At 72.0% G+C, this 15,936-nt stretch carries 11 protein-coding genes; 5 read left to right on the forward strand and 6 right to left on the reverse strand.

All coding sequences use genetic code 11. The features are described from left to right. The first annotated feature begins 174 nt into the window (after positions 1–174). The 4 genes from NYF13_RS23130 to NYF13_RS23145 all read left to right on the forward strand — a co-directional run bounded on the left by NYF13_RS23130 (position 175) and on the right by NYF13_RS23145 (position 7,225). Positions 175–2,250 (forward strand): AMP-binding protein, encoded by a 2,076-nt coding sequence (locus NYF13_RS23130; protein WP_315659601.1) that lies wholly within the window; start codon positions 175–177, stop codon positions 2,248–2,250. Positions 2,251–2,367: 117 nt separating this feature from the next. Next, on the forward strand, positions 2,368–2,982 hold the full coding sequence (locus NYF13_RS23135; protein WP_315659602.1) for a TMEM175 family protein: 615 nt from the start codon (positions 2,368–2,370) through the stop codon (positions 2,980–2,982). Between the two features lie 334 nt (positions 2,983–3,316). After that, entirely contained in the window at positions 3,317–5,419 is a 2,103-nt protein-coding gene (locus tag NYF13_RS23140) for a transglycosylase domain-containing protein (protein WP_315660394.1), read from the forward strand. A gap of 189 nt (positions 5,420–5,608) precedes the next feature. Then, a complete protein-coding gene (locus NYF13_RS23145) occupies positions 5,609–7,225 on the forward strand; it encodes an AMP-binding protein (protein ID WP_315659604.1) in 1,617 nt (538 codons plus the stop codon). Here the strand turns inward: NYF13_RS23145 and NYF13_RS23150 are convergent. Genes NYF13_RS23150 through NYF13_RS23170 form a run of 5 tightly spaced genes read right to left on the reverse strand, consistent with a single transcriptional unit; the run spans position 7,217 to position 11,332 of the window. Further along, a complete protein-coding gene (locus tag NYF13_RS23150) occupies positions 7,217–7,648 on the reverse strand; it encodes an ATP-binding protein (protein WP_315659606.1) in 432 nt (143 codons plus the stop codon). The two genes, NYF13_RS23145 and NYF13_RS23150, sit on opposite strands and share 9 nt — an antisense overlap. 2 nt (positions 7,649–7,650) lie before the next feature. Then, entirely contained in the window at positions 7,651–8,043 is a 393-nt protein-coding gene (locus NYF13_RS23155) for an STAS domain-containing protein (RefSeq protein WP_315659608.1), read from the reverse strand. 42 nt (positions 8,044–8,085) lie between these two features. Next, entirely contained in the window at positions 8,086–8,523 is a 438-nt protein-coding gene (locus tag NYF13_RS23160; protein ID WP_315659609.1) for a response regulator, read from the reverse strand. Then, a complete protein-coding gene (locus NYF13_RS23165) occupies positions 8,520–10,136 on the reverse strand; it encodes an ATP-binding protein (RefSeq protein ID WP_315659611.1) in 1,617 nt (538 codons plus the stop codon). Before NYF13_RS23165 ends, NYF13_RS23160 begins: the two co-directional genes overlap by 4 nt. Further along, on the reverse strand, positions 10,133–11,332 hold the full coding sequence (locus NYF13_RS23170; protein ID WP_315660395.1) for a SpoIIE family protein phosphatase: 1,200 nt from the start codon (positions 11,330–11,332) through the stop codon (positions 10,133–10,135). The genes NYF13_RS23165 and NYF13_RS23170 overlap by 4 nt, the downstream gene beginning before the upstream one ends. A 399-nt stretch (positions 11,333–11,731) precedes the next feature. Between NYF13_RS23170 and NYF13_RS23175 the strand changes: the two genes are divergently transcribed. Beyond that, on the forward strand, positions 11,732–12,052 hold the full coding sequence (locus NYF13_RS23175; protein ID WP_315659614.1) for a zinc-ribbon domain-containing protein: 321 nt from the start codon (positions 11,732–11,734) through the stop codon (positions 12,050–12,052). On the opposite strand, the gene metH is transcribed toward NYF13_RS23175, so the two are convergent. Continuing rightward, positions 12,046–15,645 (reverse strand): methionine synthase, encoded by a 3,600-nt coding sequence (gene metH / locus NYF13_RS23180; RefSeq protein ID WP_315660396.1) that lies wholly within the window; start codon positions 15,643–15,645, stop codon positions 12,046–12,048. The genes NYF13_RS23175 and metH overlap by 7 nt on opposite strands. Positions 15,646–15,936: the final 291 nt, after the last annotated feature.

Genomic DNA, 15,936 nt, shown 5'->3' on the forward strand with positions numbered 1-15,936 from the left:
GCACACCCGGCGGGAGGGAATGCTCACGCGTGGACGGAAAATCCCCACCAGCCGGAGTCCGCCGTCGTCCGGAGTACCGGGGCCGGCCGGGTTGCTGGTAGCGTCGCCCGGACCTGAACGCGTGTCCGGTGGGTAACCGGGGAGCCACGCGCGCGGCGACTAGAGGCGGATCGCATGCGAGACGATGTAGTCGAGGCGAGCGCGGTGGCCGGGCACCCGCCCGGCCAGGTGTGGCAGATCGTCGGCTCGCCCGAGCTGTACCCGAGGTTCGTCCCGGCGATCAGCTGGTGCGAGGTGACCGAGGCCGCCGCGCGCGGCCGGGGCCCGCGCTGCCTGATCCGGCTGGCGCCCGACCGCGAGACGCTCGTCGAAGGCACCATCCACCCGGCGGTGTACCGGCCGAACGAGCACGTGGTCTGGTGCGGGCTGCCCGACGAGCGCACCTGGGTCTCCTTCGAGCTGCGCCCGATCGAGGGCGGGCGCACCGAGATCGTGCTGCGCCTGATGCTGCCCTCGCTGCCACCGGAACGGCGGGAGCTCTTCTCCCGCTCCGCGGTCAAAGCCCTGCTCAACGACCTGACCCGGCGGATCGACCAGCAGCTCTCCGGCGAAGCCGCCGACCCGCCGCCGCCGGACCGCACCACCGCGCTGCGCACGGCGAACGTGCTGGTGCGCGCCGGGGTGCTCACCGCCGGGCGGCCGGACCGGATGGTCAAGCAGCTCAGCTCGTTCTCGCAGTGGGGCGCGACGGTGGCCGGCGGCTACCTGGCCGCCACCGCGCGCGGGGCCGGCGACGCCGCGGTGCGCGACGAGCGCACCACCCGCACCTTCGGCGAGATCGACGAGCGCAGCAACCGGCTGGCCAACGCGCTGGCCCAGCTCGGGGTCGAGCCCGGCCGGCGGGTGGCGCTGATGTGCCGCAACCACGCGGCGATGGTCGAGGCCTTCGTCGGCTGCAGCAAGCTCGGCGCGGACGTCCTGCTGCTCAACACCGGACTGTCCCCCGGCGCCGTCGAGGACGTGCTGGCCGGCCACCGTCCCGCCGCGGTGCTGGCCGACGACGAGTTCGCGCGCACCATCGCCGACGTGCGCGGCGACTTCCCGCGGATCAGCACCTGGGACGACGCGGACCAGGGCTACCGCACGGTCGAGGAGCTGATCGGCGAAGCGTCTTCGGACCGGCCGAAGCCGTGCGAGCGGCCCGGGCGGATCGTCGTGCTCACCTCGGGCACCACCGGGGCGCCGAAGGGCGCGCGCCGCCCGACGCCCAAGGGGCTGGGCACCGCGGCCACCATCCTGTCCCGGATCCCGCTGCGCGCCCGGGACAAGATCGCCGTGGCGGCCCCGCTGTTCCACAGCTGGGGGCTGGCCGCGATGCAGGTCGGCATGGCCCTGCGCGCGGAGCTCTCGCTGATCCGCCGGTTCGACGCCGAGCGCACGCTGCAGATGATCGCCGAGCACCGGTGCGATGCGCTGTTCGCCGTGCCGATCATGCTCCAGCGCATCCAGGACCTGCCCGAACGCGTGCGCAGCCGGTACGACCTGTCTTCGCTGCGGATCGTGGCCAGCAGCGGCTCGGCCCTGCCGGGCGCGTTCGTGACCACGTTCATGGACACCTTCGGCGACATCCTCTACAACTTCTACGGCTCCACCGAGGTCTCCTGGGCGAGCATCGCCGACCCGGCCGACCTGCGCGCCGCCCCGACCACCGCCGGCCGCTGCCCGCCGGGCACCCGCATCGCCGTGCTGGACGAGGACCGCAGGCTCGTCCCGCCCGGCGACGAGGGCCAGATCTTCGTCGGCAACGACATGCTGTTCGACGGCTACACCAACGGCGCCAGCGTGCCGCGCGCCCGCGATCTGATGGCCACCGGCGACGTGGGCTACCAGGACGCCGGCGGCCGCCTGTTCATCACCGGCCGCGCCGACGAGATGATCGTCTCGGGCGGGGAGAACGTGTTCCCGCGCCCGGTCGAAGAAGCGCTCGTCGCCCTTCCGGGGGTGTCGGACGCCGCCGTGGTGGGCGTGCCCGACGACGAGTACGGGCAGCGGCTGGCCGCGTACGTGGTGCTTCGCCGGGGTGCGCGGATGCACGCGGAGGACGTGCGGCACTACATCCACCAGAAGCTCGCGCGCTTCGCGGTGCCCCGGGACGTGTACTTCGTCAAGGAGCTGCCGCGCAACGCCACGGGGAAGATCCTCAAGCGCCTGCTGAACGACGAGATGTGGCCGGTGGCCCCGCACCCCTGAGCCCCGCTCACCTCCGGTTCGCACCCACCACGGCCCGACCGGGCGCCGGTGGGCCGAACCGGCCTCCTCGACCGACCCCGGGATCGGGGCCGGGGCGCGGGGTGGTTGGATCGCGCCGTGCCGAAGCCGAAGTCACCGGAGCGGCTGGTGTTCTTCACCGACGCCGTGACCGCCATCGCCCTGACCCTGCTGGTGCTGCCGCTCTCGGAGATGGTGCCGGAGCTGGCCAGAGAGGGCGTGCCGGCGTCCGAGGTCTTCACCCAGAACCAGGTGAAGGTCTACACCTTCGTGCTGAGCTTCGTGGTCATCGCGCGCCTGTGGCAGGCCCACCACCAGGTCTTCGAGCACGTCGAGAGCTACACCGACGCGCTGGTGTACCTGAACTTCGGCTGGATCTTCACCATCGTCCTGCTGCCCTTCCCCACCGAGATCGTCGGCGGCTTCGCGCCCCATCGCTTCGTCGTGCTGTTCTACATCGGCACCATCCTGGCGAACAGCCTGTGCTACCTCGCGATGGTGCTGATCATCGACCGCAGCGCCGAGATCCGCGGCGAGACCGGGCCCCTGCGGGACGACGCGGTGCTCAACGCCGCACTGACCAGCGCGGCGTTCGCCATCGCCTTCGCCGTGGGCGCGATCGAGCCGAAGTACGGCTACTGGGCCCTGCTGCTGGTCGCGGTCGCCCAGTGGGCCACCCGCTGGATCAAGCCGCACCCGGCCCCCCGGCGCTGAGACGGTCCCCGCCCGGTGGCGGCCCCGCGCGCGAGCCCCGGCGCTCCTGGAACGCGGTGATCGCCGGCCGGTCCGTTCCGGCCTCCACGATCCGGTGAATCCGCGGCGCGAGGGGCCCGGCCCAGGCGGGCCGGTGGGCACCCCCGGGCGGGCCGCGGATCGGCCGCCGGCCAACCTCGGGCCGGGCTTCGGCGTCCTACCGGGTGCGTCGGCGATCGCGCTCGGCGCAGCCTCTGCTCCGCTGGGAAGGTTGACCCGATGAAAGAAACGTCTCACCCCACCCCCGTCTCACCCCGGTGGTCCTAACGTGGCGTCCGTGGCTCGCAGCAAGGGGATGGCCCCGTTCGTCGGACTGTGCGTGCTGGCCGGGATCCTGGTCGCCGGCACCATGGCCCCGGTGGCGATCGGCGCCGGGGTCCTGTCCAATCAGGTCAGTGACTCGGTCGACGAGATCTCCGCCGATCTGGCCCACGCGGATCCGCCCCTGGTGACCACCGTGACCGACCGCAACGGCGGGACGATCGCGACTTTGTACTCGCAATACCGCGTTCCGGTCACCTCGGCCCAGATCGCCGCCACGATGAAGGCCGCGATCGTCGACATCGAAGACCGCCGCTTCTACACCGAGGGCGGCGTCGACCCGCAGGGCATGCTGCGCGCGGCGGTCAACAACAGCTCGGGCGGCAACATCCAGGGCGCCTCGACGATCACCCAGCAGTACGTGAAGAACTACCTGATCAACGTGGTGGACCGGGGGAACCGGAACGCGCAGGCGCAGGACCGCGAGGATTCGCTGGCGCGCAAGCTGCGCGAGGCCAAGATGGCCGTGCAGGTGAGCCAGACCGTGTCGAAGGACGACGTGCTCGCCGACTACCTGAACGTGGTCGAGTACAGCGGCACCGTCTACGGCATCGGCGCCGCCGCGCAAGCGTACTTCGGGACCACCGCGGACAAACTGACCGTACCGCAGGCCGCGCTGCTGGCCGGCATGGTGAACAACCCCAGTGTCTACAACCCGTACACGCACCCGGACCAGGCGCTCAAACGCCGCAACGTGGTCATCGACGCCATGGTCTCGGCCCGCTCCCTGCCCGCCGGCTACGCCGCCGCGGCCAAGGCGACCCCGCTCGGGGTGAGCGGCACCCACCCGCAGACCCCGGCGAGCACCTGCATGGGCGCCGGGCCGGACGCCGGGTTCTTCTGCGCCTACGCGGTGAGCTACCTGGAGAAGTCCGGGCTGACCCCCGACCAGGTCGACACCGGCGGCTACGTCGTGAAGACCACGCTCGACCCGCACGTGAGCCAGGTGACCAAGGACGCGGTCGACGCGAACGTGCCGACCACCCAGGACGGGGTCGCCAACACCTTCGCCGTGGTCCAGCCGGGCACCACCGGGCACCAGGTGCTCGCGATGGTGGCGAACCGCAACTACGGCACCGACCCGGCGCAGGGCGAGACGTCCACGAACATCGTGGCCGACGCGAGCAACAAGTTCGGCGCCGGGTCCTCGTTCAAGATCTTCACCACGGCCGCGGCGATGGTGGCGGGCAAGGCCGGGCTGAACACCCCGGTGCCGAACCCGATGAGCAACTGCTTCACCCCGCCGAACTCGAACCAGTTCACCCACTGCTACCCGGTGAGCAACGACGGCACCAGCTACCCGGACCCGATCACGGTCGCGAACGGGCTGGCCACCTCGCCGAACGTCGCCTTCGTCAACCTGGAGACCCAGGTCGGCATGCCCGCGGTGCTGGACATGGCCCGGAAGCTGGGGCTGCGCGCCACGATGGCCACCAACGACGCGGGCAACCCGCCGATCACCGACCCGGGCAACGCACTGTCGAAGAACCCGCAGTACGACCAGCCGCAGTCGCAGTACTTCCAGAACCTGCTCTCGTTCACCCTGGGCAACAGCCCGGTCAGCCCGCTGGAGATGGCGAACGTCTCGGCCACGCTGATGAGCGGCGGCACCTGGTGCGCCCCGGACCCGATCCTGTCGGTCACCGACCGGAACGGGAAGCCGGTGGCGCTCAAGCAGCCGGCCTGCGAACAGGTGATCCCGAAGGGCGTGGCCGACACGCTGATGAGCGGGCTGAGCCAGGACACCACCATCGGCACCTCGGCCTCGGCGGCGCGCAACGCCGGGTGGACCCGCCCCGACATCGGCAAGACCGGGACCACCCAGGAGAGCGAGTCCGTCGCGTTCGTCGGCGGGGTGAACGACTACGCGGTCTCGTCGATGGTGTTCGCCGACGGCCCGCACCCCGAGGAGATCTGCCCGGGCAACCCGGTGCACCTGGGCAACTGCGGGCACGGCGCGTTCGGTGGCACCGTCGCCGCCCCGCCGTACTTCCACGCGATGTCCACCCTGCTCGACGGCCAGCCGGACACCCCGATCCCGCCGCCGGACCCGCAGTACCTCGACGCGCGCTCCTGAGCCACCGCCCCGTCGGGCACCGATTCGTTATCCCGCAACGAAAACCGGGCTCGTGTCGGCCGGGATTCCCGGCCGACACGAGCCCGGTCCCGGGCGGACGGCCGGAGTCGCTGTCGCGTCTTCCTTGCGATCGTAAAAAGCATTACAGTGGCGTTCTGGTGACGGCCGTCACCGGAAGCGAGGTCACCTGTGCCGCTCTCGCCCAGTGCCCACGTGGACACCTTCTGCCGGGACCGCCTGCCGCCCGCCGGGCAGTGGCCGGAGCTGGTCTTCGACCGGCCCGAGCTGGTCTACCCGGACCGGCTCAACGCGGCGACCCGGCTGCTCGACGGCGCCGTCGGGCGGTGGGGGGCCGAGCGCCGGGCCCTGGTGTCCGCGGACCTCACCTGGAGCTACGGCGAACTGCTGGCCCGCGCGAACCAGGTGGCCGGCACGCTGGCCGGGCTGGGAGTGGTGCCCGGCAACCGCGTGCTGCTGCGCGGGCCGAACACGCCGTGGCTGGCCGCGTGCTGGCTGGGGGTGCTCAAAGCCGGTGCGGTGGCCGTGACGACCATGCCGATGCTGCGCGCGCACGAGCTGGCCAAGATCATCGACGCCGCCTCCCCGGCGCTCGCGCTGGCCGACCACCGCTACACCGGCGAACTGGGGGCGTTCGAGCTGCCCGTGCTCGCCTACGGCGGCGACTCGCCCGAAGACCTCGCCGTCCGCTGCGCCGGGCAGCCACCGGTCTTCGACGACGTGGCCACGGCCGCGGACGACGTGGCCATCCTGGCCTTCACCTCGGGCACCACGGGCCGGCCGAAGGCGACCCAGCACTTCCACCGCGACCTGCTCGCCATCGCCGACACCTTCTCGCGCCACGTGCTCAAACCGGAGCCGGAGGACCTGTTCACCGGCACGCCGCCGCTGGCGTTCACCTTCGGGCTCGGCGGCCTGCTGGTGTTCCCGCTGCACGCGGGCGCGGCCACGCTGCTGATCGAGCGGGCCACGCCGCTGGAGCTGGCCGAGCTGGCCGCCGCGCACGGGGTCACGGTGCTGTTCACCGCGCCCACCGCGTACCGCGCGATCCTCGCCTCCGACCGGCGGCCGCTGCTGCGCGGACTGCGGCGCGCGGTGTCGGCGGGCGAGGCGCTGCCCGCCGCGGTGGCCGTCGACTTCCACGACGCGACCGGGCGCCGGCTCATCGACGGCATCGGCAGCACCGAGATGCTGCACGTGTTCATCTCCGCCGCGGACGGCGACGCGCGCCCGGGCTCCACCGGCCGGGTCGTGCCGGGTTACCGCGCCCGCATCCTCGACGAGGACGGCCGCCCGGTCCCGGACGGCACCGCGGGCCGCCTCGCGGTGCAGGGCCCCACCGGCTGCCGCTACCTCGCCGACGACCGCCAGACCGCGTTCGTGCACGACGGCTGGAACCTCACCGGCGACACCTACGTCCGCGACAGCGAGGGCTACTTCCACTACCGCGCCCGCAGCGACGACATGATCGTGTCCTCGGGGTACAACATCGCCGGCCCGGAGGTCGAAGAGGTGCTGCTACGCCACCCGGACGTCCTGGAGTGCGCGGTGGTCGCCGCCCCGGACGAGGCCCGCGGCTCGGTGGTGGCGGCCTACGTGGTGCTGGCCGACGGGGTCCCGGCGTCCGCGGACAAGGCCGCGGAGCTCCAGGACTTCGCCAAATCCCTTGCCGCGCCGTACAAGTACCCCCGGCGGCTGGAGTTCGTCACGGCCCTACCCCGCAACCCGAGCGGCAAGGTGCAGCGCTTCCTGCTCCGCCGGCGGGCGGAGGCGAATCCGTCACCGTGACGAAGGCCCCGGCAGGTTCCAGCCCAGTGTCACCACGGTCCCTTCCGCGCCGGGGGTGATCTCCGCCGCGTCCGCGCTCGCCCGCAGCAGCATCAATCCCCGGCCGCGCAACGAAACCGGCGCCGAGTCGGTCACCGGCGGGCGCCAGCGGCCGTGGTCGGTGATCACCACCTCGACCCGGTCGTGCTGACGGGAGGCCCGGAGATCCACCAGCCCGCCGTGGTCGTTCCGGTACGCGTGGTCGGCGACGTTGGCCAGGGCCTCGTACCCGGCCAGCGCGATGTCCTGGGCCAGCTCCGGCTCGATGCCGGCGGCCAGTGCCCACGCCGCGAGCCGGTGCCGGAGGGTGCGCAGGGCGCGGGGCTCGGCCGGGACGCCTTCGCAGCGCAGAGGGGCGAACGCGCCTTCGTCGGTGACCGCCACGCTCACTCCCCCGCCCCGGGCGTCGCCGCCAGCGCGGCGTCGACGGAGGGGAACAGGCCGATCCAGGTGTCCAGCCCGGTGCTGGTGAACGGCCGCGCGGTCACGTTCGACGGGGTGACCGCCCGCAGGCCCCGCTCCCCCAGCCGCCGGTGCGCCCCGGCCAGCACCTGCAGGCCGGCCGAGCTCAGGAAGGACACCCCGGTCAGGTCGACCACCAGCACGGCCGGGCCCTGGTCGACCACCCCGGCCACCACCTCGTCGAACTCCGGCGCGGTGACCAAGTCGATCTCCCCGGCCACGGCCACCACCACCGCGTCGCCGCGCCAGCGCACGGTGACCTGCAGGTCACCACTGTCCAGCCGCGCGCCGGGAACATCCCGCGAAGAAGACGTCACAAGCCCCTATCGTGCAGCAACCCGGGCACGCTCGCCACCGGCTCAGCGGGGCAGTTTCACCACGGTGACGAAGAAGTCGTCGATCTGGCGGACGACCTCGACGAACCGGTCGAAGTCCACCGGCTTGGTCACGTAGGCGTTGGCGTGCAGGTCGTAGCTGCGCAGGATGTCCTCCTCGGCCTCCGAAGTGGTCAGCACCACCACCGGGATGCTCCGCAGCTCGGGCGTGGCCTTCACCTCGGCCAGCACTTCGCGACCGTCCTTGCGGGGCAGGTTGAGGTCCAGCAGGATCAGCCCGGGCCGCGGCGCGTCCTCGTACGGCCCTTCGCGGCGCAGGAACTGCAACGCCTCGACGCCGTCGGCCACCACGTAGAGCGAGTTGCGGATCTTGTGGTGCTCGAACGCCTCCTGCGTCATCAGCACGTCGCCGGGGTCGTCCTCGACGAGCAGGATGTCGATGGGGGCAAGGCTTTCGGTCATGCTTCCTCGTTCCGGCGATCGGTGGCAAGAGCGGTTTCGGAGTCCACTGTGGATACTGTGGACGCTGCGGCGTCGACCACGGGCAGGGTGAAGCGGAAGCGGCTGCCCCCGGTGTACCCGGTGTCCAGCCAGATCCGCCCGCCGTGGTGCTCGACGATCCGGCGGGACATGGCCAGCCCGATGCCGGTCCCGCCGTAGGCGGCCTTGCTGTGCAGCCGCTGGAAGATCACGAAGATGCGGTCGGCGTACTGCTCTTCGATGCCGATCCCGTTGTCGGTCACGGAGAACAGCCACTGGTCGCCGTTCCGCTCGGCCTCGACCCGGACCACCGGGGCTTGCTCGGTGTGGAACTTCAGCGCGTTGTTCACCAGGTTCTGCAGCACCGCGGTGAGCAGGGACGCCTCGCCGCGCACCTCGGGCAGCTCACCCCGCTCGACCCGGGCGCCGGTCTCCTCGATCACCGGCTCGAGGTTGGCGAGCGCCTGGTCGAGCAGGTGCCCGGAGTCGACCACCTCGCGCTCGGCGGTGCGCCGGCCGACCCGCGAGAACGAGAGCAGGTCGTTGATCAGGCTCTGCATCCGCTTCGCGCCGTCCACGGCGAAGGCGATGTACTGGTCGCCGCGCTCGTCGAGCTGTCCCTTGTACCGCCGTTCCAGCAGCTGGCAGAAGCTCGCCACCTTGCGCAGCGGCTCCTGCAGATCGTGCGACGCGACGTACGCGAACTGCTCCAGATCGGAATTGGACCGCTCCAGCGCCTGGGTCCGGACGTCGAGCAGGGCGTGCGCCTGCTCGGCCGCGCTGACCTCGTCGACGATCCGCTGCCGCATCGCGTCGACGTCCGCGCCCAGCTCCACCAGCTCCCGCGGACCGGTGCCGCGCACCGGGTGGCCGAGGTCCTCGCTCGACACCAGGCGCACCTCCCGGGCCAGCCGCACGATCGGCCGCGTGATGGCGCGGCGCAGCCACAGGTAGAGCAGCCCGAACAGGATCAGCACGAGCGCCGCGACCACGATCAGCAGCGCGGTGAGCACCCGGGACGCCCGGTCGAGCGCGTCCCGGCCGGCGTCGCGGGCGGCCGAGAGGTGCGCGTTCAGCGTCGAAAGGCTCGCGCGCACCTCGTCGAACCGCGTCTTGCCGTTCTCGATCACCGCCGGGGTCGGCGGCGCGGCCCCGTCCTGGGCCGCCGCGGCGGCCACCTCCTGCCAGGCCGTCACCGTCCGCATCGTGCCTTCGAGGTCGTCGCCGGTCTCCGTGCCCGGCGTGGCGCCGAGCCGTCGCAGCTCGGCCACCGAGGCGGCCTCGGCCCGGCGGCCGTCGAGGTAGGGCTGGAGGAAGTCGCGCCGCCCGGTCAGCAGATACCCGCGCAGACCGGTCTCCTGGTCGAGCAGCGACTGGGCCAAGGCGTTGGCCTGCAGCAGTTGCGGCCCGGTCTGGTCCAGCAGCCGGCTGCGCGCGCCGGTGAGGTTGGCCAGCGCGATCCCGCCGCCGGCCAGGGCCGCGAGCAGCAGCGTGGCTTCGAGCACGGCCAGCAGCGTGACCCAGCGGCGGATGGGCCAGCGCGATTCCGCGATCCGCGGACGGCCGGCGGTGGCGCTCCCGTTGGCTTCGCTCATGCCGGCGTCGCGGACCGGTGGCTGAGCATGGCCAGGGCGACGTCGTCGTCGAGGGCGCCCGCGTTCAGCTTCTCGACGCGGTAGACCAGCCGGTCCAGCACCTCACCGTGGTCGGCGTCCGGGCCGGCCTCGCGCAGCAGCCCCAGGACCAGCCCCGACATCTGCTCGTGGCCGAGGCGCTCGGAGCCGGCGCCGACCCGGCCCTCGAACACCCCGTCGGTGTAGAGCAGCAACGACCAGCCCGGCTCCAGCGCCACGTCGCGCGGGGCCCACCGCGCGTCCGGGACCACGCCGAGCGGCACGCCCAGCTTGTCCGCCGGCAGCAGGTGCCCGCTGCCGTCCGCGGTCGCGAGCAGCGGCGGCGGGTGCCCGGCCAGGCTCATCCGCAGCGAGTCCCGGCCGGGCGCGACCTCGACCATGCACAGCGTGGCGAACAGCGGCCGGATCCGCTCGTGGACCAGCACCCGCTCCACCGTGGCCAGCACCTCGGCCGTCGGCAGCCCGGCCAGCACCAGCGCGCGCCAGGCGATGCGCAGCGCCACGCCCAGCGCGGCCTCGTCCGGGCCGTGGCCGCAGACGTCGCCGATGACCAGCTTCACCGTGCCGTCGGACAGCTCGATGGCGTCGTAGAAGTCGCCGCCGAGCAGCGAGCCGTTGCGGCCGGGCCGGTACTTCGTGGCCAGCCGCAGGTGCGGGTCGGCGAGCAGCGGGGTCGGCAGCAGCCCGCGCTCCAGGCGCGAGTTCTCGCTGGCCAGCAGCTGTTGCTGCAACAGCTGCTGTTCCACCTGCTCGGCGCGCTTGCGCTCCCAGGCGTAACGCAGCGCCTTGCCCAGCAGCAGCCCGTCGACCTGGTCCTTGCCCAGGTAGTCCTGGGCCCCGGCGGCGACCGCGGCGACCCCGGTCGTCGCGTCGTTCTGCCCGGTCAGCACCACCACGGCGGTACCGGGGGTGTGGCGGCGCAGCTGGTTCAGCCCGGTCAGCCCCATCGCGTCCGGCAACTGGAGGTCGAGCAGCACGCAGTCGGCGTCGACCGGGCCGGCCAGCGCCTCGGCCAGGGTGCGCGCGCGGGACAGCGTGGCCGGGACCATCGCGTCGGCGAGCATCTCCTCGACCAGCAGCGCGTCGCCGTCGTCGTCCTCGATCAGCAGCAGCCGCAGCCGGAAGCCCGGGCTGCCCAGCCGGCCACCGGGGCCCACCGGGGTGGGGTTTCGCTCCGCTGTGTCCAACTGGACGGCTGTGTCCGACTGAACTGCGCTGTCCGACTGAACTGCGCTGTCCGACTGAACAGCTGTGTCCGACTGAACCACGTTCGACAGCACCATCAGCCCTTCCCCGGCCGTGTCCCGGTCCGGCCACCGCGCGCGGCGCGGCGACGAGGCGGAACGAGATGAGCCCCAGCGCGGTACTGGCCGGGGCTCGAGGCTGTGGTCTCAACCTCCGCACACCCTAGCCTGCACCACCGCGGCCGGCCCAAGCCCGGATCGCCGGCCGGCCCGGACCACGGCGCACACGGCCCCGGATTTAGCGGAACCACGCCCGGCCGCCCGGCGTCTGTGTGACGCTGTCGCCCGATCGTCCGATCACAGGAGCGCAAAATGATCGTCTGGGGTTACCGCACGAAGCTGTTCCAGCTCGTGCTGGCCACCTTCCTCTGCGGCCGCTGCGGCCGGCCGGCCGCGCACGCCGTGCTGAAGCGGGTCACGAAGTTCACGCTGTTCTTCCTCCCGCTGTTCCCGATCAGCGTCAAGTACCTCACCCAGTGCACGCACTGCGGCGCGCAGAACCGCATCACCCGCGAGCAGGCCGACCAGGTCGTGGCCCAGCAGCAGGGCCACCCGCAGCCGCCGCAGGCCCACTCGCAGCCGCAGGTGCCGCAGCAGCAGGCCGCGCCGCAACAGCCGTACCGGGGTCAGTAGGCCAGGTTCGGCCGCAGCCAGCGCTCGATCTCCTCCAGCTCCAGCCCGCGCCGCCGGGTGTAGTCCTCGACCTGGTCACGGCCGAGCCGTCCGACGGTGAAGTACCGCGAGGCGGGGTGGGCGAAGATCAGCCCGCTCACCGCCGCGGCCGGCATCATCGCGTACGACTCGGTGAGCCGGATGCCGAGTTCCTCGGCGCCCAGCAGCGTGAACAGGTCCCGCTTCTCGCTGTGGTCCGGGCTGGCCGGGTAGCCGAGCGCCGGGCGGATGCCGCGGAAGCGCTCGGCGTGCAGGTCGGCCAGGTCGGGCTGGGCGTCCGGCTCGAACCAGCGCCGCCGGGCCTCCAGGTGGATGTGCTCGGCGAACGCCTCGGCCAGCCGGTCGGCCAGCGCCTTGACCATGATCGCGCGGTAGTCGTCGTGCTCGGCCTCGTACCGCGCGGCCAGTTCGTCGGCGCCGTGGATGGCGACCGCGAAGCCGCCGAGGTGGTCGCCCTCGGGCGCGATGTAGTCGGCCAGGCAGCGGTTCGCGCGGCCTTCGGGCTTCTGCGTCTGCTGACGCAGCATGGGGAAGCCGAACTCCGCGTACTCGCCTTCGAGCACGATGTCGTCGCCCTCGGAGTGCGCGGGCCAGAAGCCGTACGAGCCGCGCGCGGTGAACGAGCCGTCCGCGATGATCTCGTCCAGCATCGTGTTCGCGTCGTCGAACAGCTCGCGCGCCACGGGCTGGTCGAGGATCGCCGGGTACTTGCCCTTGAGCTCCCAGGCCAGGAACAGGAACTGCCAGTCGATCATCTCGCGCAGCTCGGCGATCGAGGGCTCGGCCACCCGCACGCCGGTGAAGCCGGGCACCGGCACCTCGTCGAACGCGACTTCCTCCCGGTTGGCCCGGGCCTGCTCGAGCGTCAGCAACGGGGTGCTGTGCCGGTTCTCGTGCTGCTCGCGCAGCCGTTGCTGCTCGGTGCGGTTCGCCGCGTCGAGCACGTCGGCGCGGTCGGTGTCGAGCAGGTCGGAGACCACGCCGACCACCCGCGAGGCGTCGAGCACGTGCACCGTGGTGTGGTCGTAGGCCGGGGCGATCTTCACCGCCGTGTGCTGCTTGGACGTGGTCGCACCGCCGATCAGCAACGGCAGCTTCAGGCCGCGGCGCTGCATCTCGGTCGCGACCGAGACCATCTCGTCCAGCGACGGGGTGATCAGCCCGGACAGCCCGACCGCGTCGGCGTTCTCGGCCACCGCGGTGTCCAGGATCTTCGCCGCGGGCACCATCACGCCGAGGTCGAGCACCTCGTAGTTGTTGCAGCCCAGCACCACGCCGACGATGTTCTTGCCGATGTCGTGCACGTCGCCCTTGACCGTGGCCAGCACCACCTTGCCCTGGCCGCGGGAGGTGTCGATGCGCCCTTCGAGCCGCATCTTCTCCTTCTCCGCCTCCATGTACGGCTCCAGGTAGGCCACCGAGCGCTTCATCACGCGCGCGCTCTTGACCACCTGCGGCAGGAACATCTTCCCGGCGCCGAACAGGTCGCCGACCACCTTCATGCCGTCCATCAGCGGGCCCTCGATCACCTGCAGGGGCCGTTCGAAGGACTGCCGCGCCTCCTCGGTGTCGTCCTCGATGAAGTCGACGATGCCGTGCACGAGCGCGTGCGAGAGCCGCTCCTGCACCGGCGCCTCGCGCCAGGACAGGTCGACCACGCGCTTGGTGCCGCTGCCCTTGACCGTCTCGGCGAATTCGACCAGCCGGTCGGTCGCGTCCTCGCGGCGGTCGAAGAGCACGTCTTCGACCAGCTCCAGCAGGTCCTTCGGGATGTCTTCGTAGACCGCGAGCTGGCCGGCGTTGACGATGCCCATGTCGAGGCCCGCGCGCACCGCGTACAGCAGGAACGCCGAGTGCATCGCCTCGCGCACCACGTTGTTGCCGCGGAAGGAGAACGACAGGTTCGAGATGCCGCCCGAAGTGTGCGCGCCCGGACAGCGCTCCTTGATCCGCGGCAGCGCCTCGATGAACGCTTTCGCGTACCCGTTGTGCTCGCTGATGCCGGTGGCCACGGCCAGCACGTTGGGGTCGAAGATGATGTCTTCGCCGTCGAAGCCGGCCTGCTGGGTGAGCAGGTCGTAGGCGCGGCCGCAGATGCTCACCTTGCGGTCGGCGGTGTCGGCCTGGCCCTGTTCGTCGAACGCCATCACCACCACGCCCGCGCCGTAGTCGCGGATGCGGCGGGCCTGCTCGAGGAACGGGCCCTCGCCCTCCTTGAGGCTGATCGAGTTGACCACGCCCTTGCCCTGCACGCAGCGCAGCCCGGCTTCGAGCACGCTCCAGCGGGAGCTGTCGACCATCACCGGGATGCGCGCGACCTCGGGCTCGGTGGCGATCAGGTTGAGGAAGGTGGTCATCGCCTCCTCGGACTCGAGCAGGTCGGCGTCCATGTTCACGTCCAGCAGGTTCGCCCCGCCGCGCACCTGCTCCAGCGCGACGTCGACGGCGGCCTGGTGGTCGCCCCCCTCGATCAGCCGGCGGAACTTCGCCGAGCCGGTCACGTTGGTGCGCTCGCCGATCATCACGAACCCGGTGTCGGCGCCGATCTGGAACGGCTCGAGGCCGCTGAAGCGGGTCTGGTGCCCGGTGTCGGGGACCTCGCGCGGGGCCAGGCCCTTGACCGCCTCGGCGATCTTCGCGATGTGCCCGGGCGAGGTGCCGCAGCAGCCGCCGACGATGTTGACCAGGCCGGCGCCGGCGAACTCGCCGAGCATGCCGCCGGTCTCCTCGGGCGTCTGGTCGTAGCCGCCGAACGCGTTGGGCAGTCCCGCGTTCGGGTGGCAGGCGGTGTAGGTGCCAGCGATCTTGGCCAGCTCTTCGACGTGCGGGCGCATCTCCTGCGCGCCCAGCGAACAGTTCACGCCGACCACCAGCGGCTGGGCGTGGGCGATGGAGCTCCAGAACGCTTCCACGGTCTGGCCCGAGAGCGTGCGGCCGCTCAGGTCGACGATCGTCACGGAGATCCACAGCGGCAGGTGCGGCGCCACCTCGCGGGCGGCGGTGATCGCGGCTTTGGCGTTGAGGGTGTCGAAGATGGTCTCGATCAGCAGCAGGTCGACCCCGCCGTCGGCGAGCGCCTGGATCTGCTCGGCGTAGGAGGCCTTGACCTGCTCGTAGGTGACCGCGCGGTAGGCCGGGTCCTCCACCCGCGGCGAGAGCGAGAGCGTGACGTTCAGCGGCCCGATGGAGCCGGCCACGAAGCGTCCGCCGAACTCGTCGGCCGCCTGACGGGCCAGGGCCGCGGCCCGCAGGTTCATCTCGCGCACGTGGTCCTGCAGACCGTAGTCGGCCTGGCCGATGCCGGTGGCGGTGAAGGTGTTGGTGGTGGTCACGTCCGCGCCCGCGGCCAGGTACTGGCGGTGCACGTCGAGGATCACGTCGGGCCGGGTGAGGTTGAGCAGGTCCGGGTCGCCGGTGACGTCCTTCTCGTGGCCTTCGAGCCATTCGTCGCGGTAATCGGCCGGGGTGAGCCCGGCTCCCTGCAGCATCGTGCCCCAAGCGCCGTCGAGGACGACGATCCGCTCGTCGAGCAGGTCCCGCAGGCTCTGCGGCATATCGAACACCTCCGTTTCGATCACGGAGGCGCCCTTCCCGAACCGAGCCGGCCGAGCGTGGCGGACCCGGTGGTCCGTTGCAGCGCCTCTCGACCTGGTGGTCCAGAGTACCGGAAGGCACCGGTCCGGGTCAGCCGCGTTCACTCCGCGGGACAGCCGGTCGTCGCCCGGGCGGGACACCGCGCCACCTCCCGCCGGCCCGCCCCGGCCGGCTGGGCGATCCGGCCCGCTCACCACCACCGTGACCAGCGCGTTTGACCTCCGAAACCGAACGGGTACCCAGGGGTTTCG

This window comes from Amycolatopsis sp. PS_44_ISF1, assembly GCF_032335455.1.
Lineage (GTDB): Bacteria > Actinomycetota > Actinomycetes > Mycobacteriales > Pseudonocardiaceae > Amycolatopsis.

What these genes read in the sequence shown, in the direction of transcription:
- NYF13_RS23140 (WP_315660394.1), top strand. Translation starts at nt 3,317, where the DNA reads ATGGCCCCGTTCGTCGGACTGTGCGTGCTGGCCGGGATCCTGGTCGCC.
- NYF13_RS23175 (WP_315659614.1), top strand. Translation starts at nt 11,732, where the DNA reads ATGATCGTCTGGGGTTACCGCACGAAGCTGTTCCAGCTCGTGCTGGCC.
- NYF13_RS23160 (WP_315659609.1), bottom strand. Translation starts at nt 8,523, where the DNA reads ATGACCGAAAGCCTTGCCCCCATCGACATCCTGCTCGTCGAGGACGAC.
- NYF13_RS23130 (WP_315659601.1), top strand. Translation starts at nt 175, where the DNA reads ATGCGAGACGATGTAGTCGAGGCGAGCGCGGTGGCCGGGCACCCGCCC.
- metH (WP_315660396.1), bottom strand. Translation starts at nt 15,645, where the DNA reads ATGCCGCAGAGCCTGCGGGACCTGCTCGACGAGCGGATCGTCGTCCTC.
- NYF13_RS23165 (WP_315659611.1), bottom strand. Translation starts at nt 10,136, where the DNA reads ATGAGCGAAGCCAACGGGAGCGCCACCGCCGGCCGTCCGCGGATCGCG.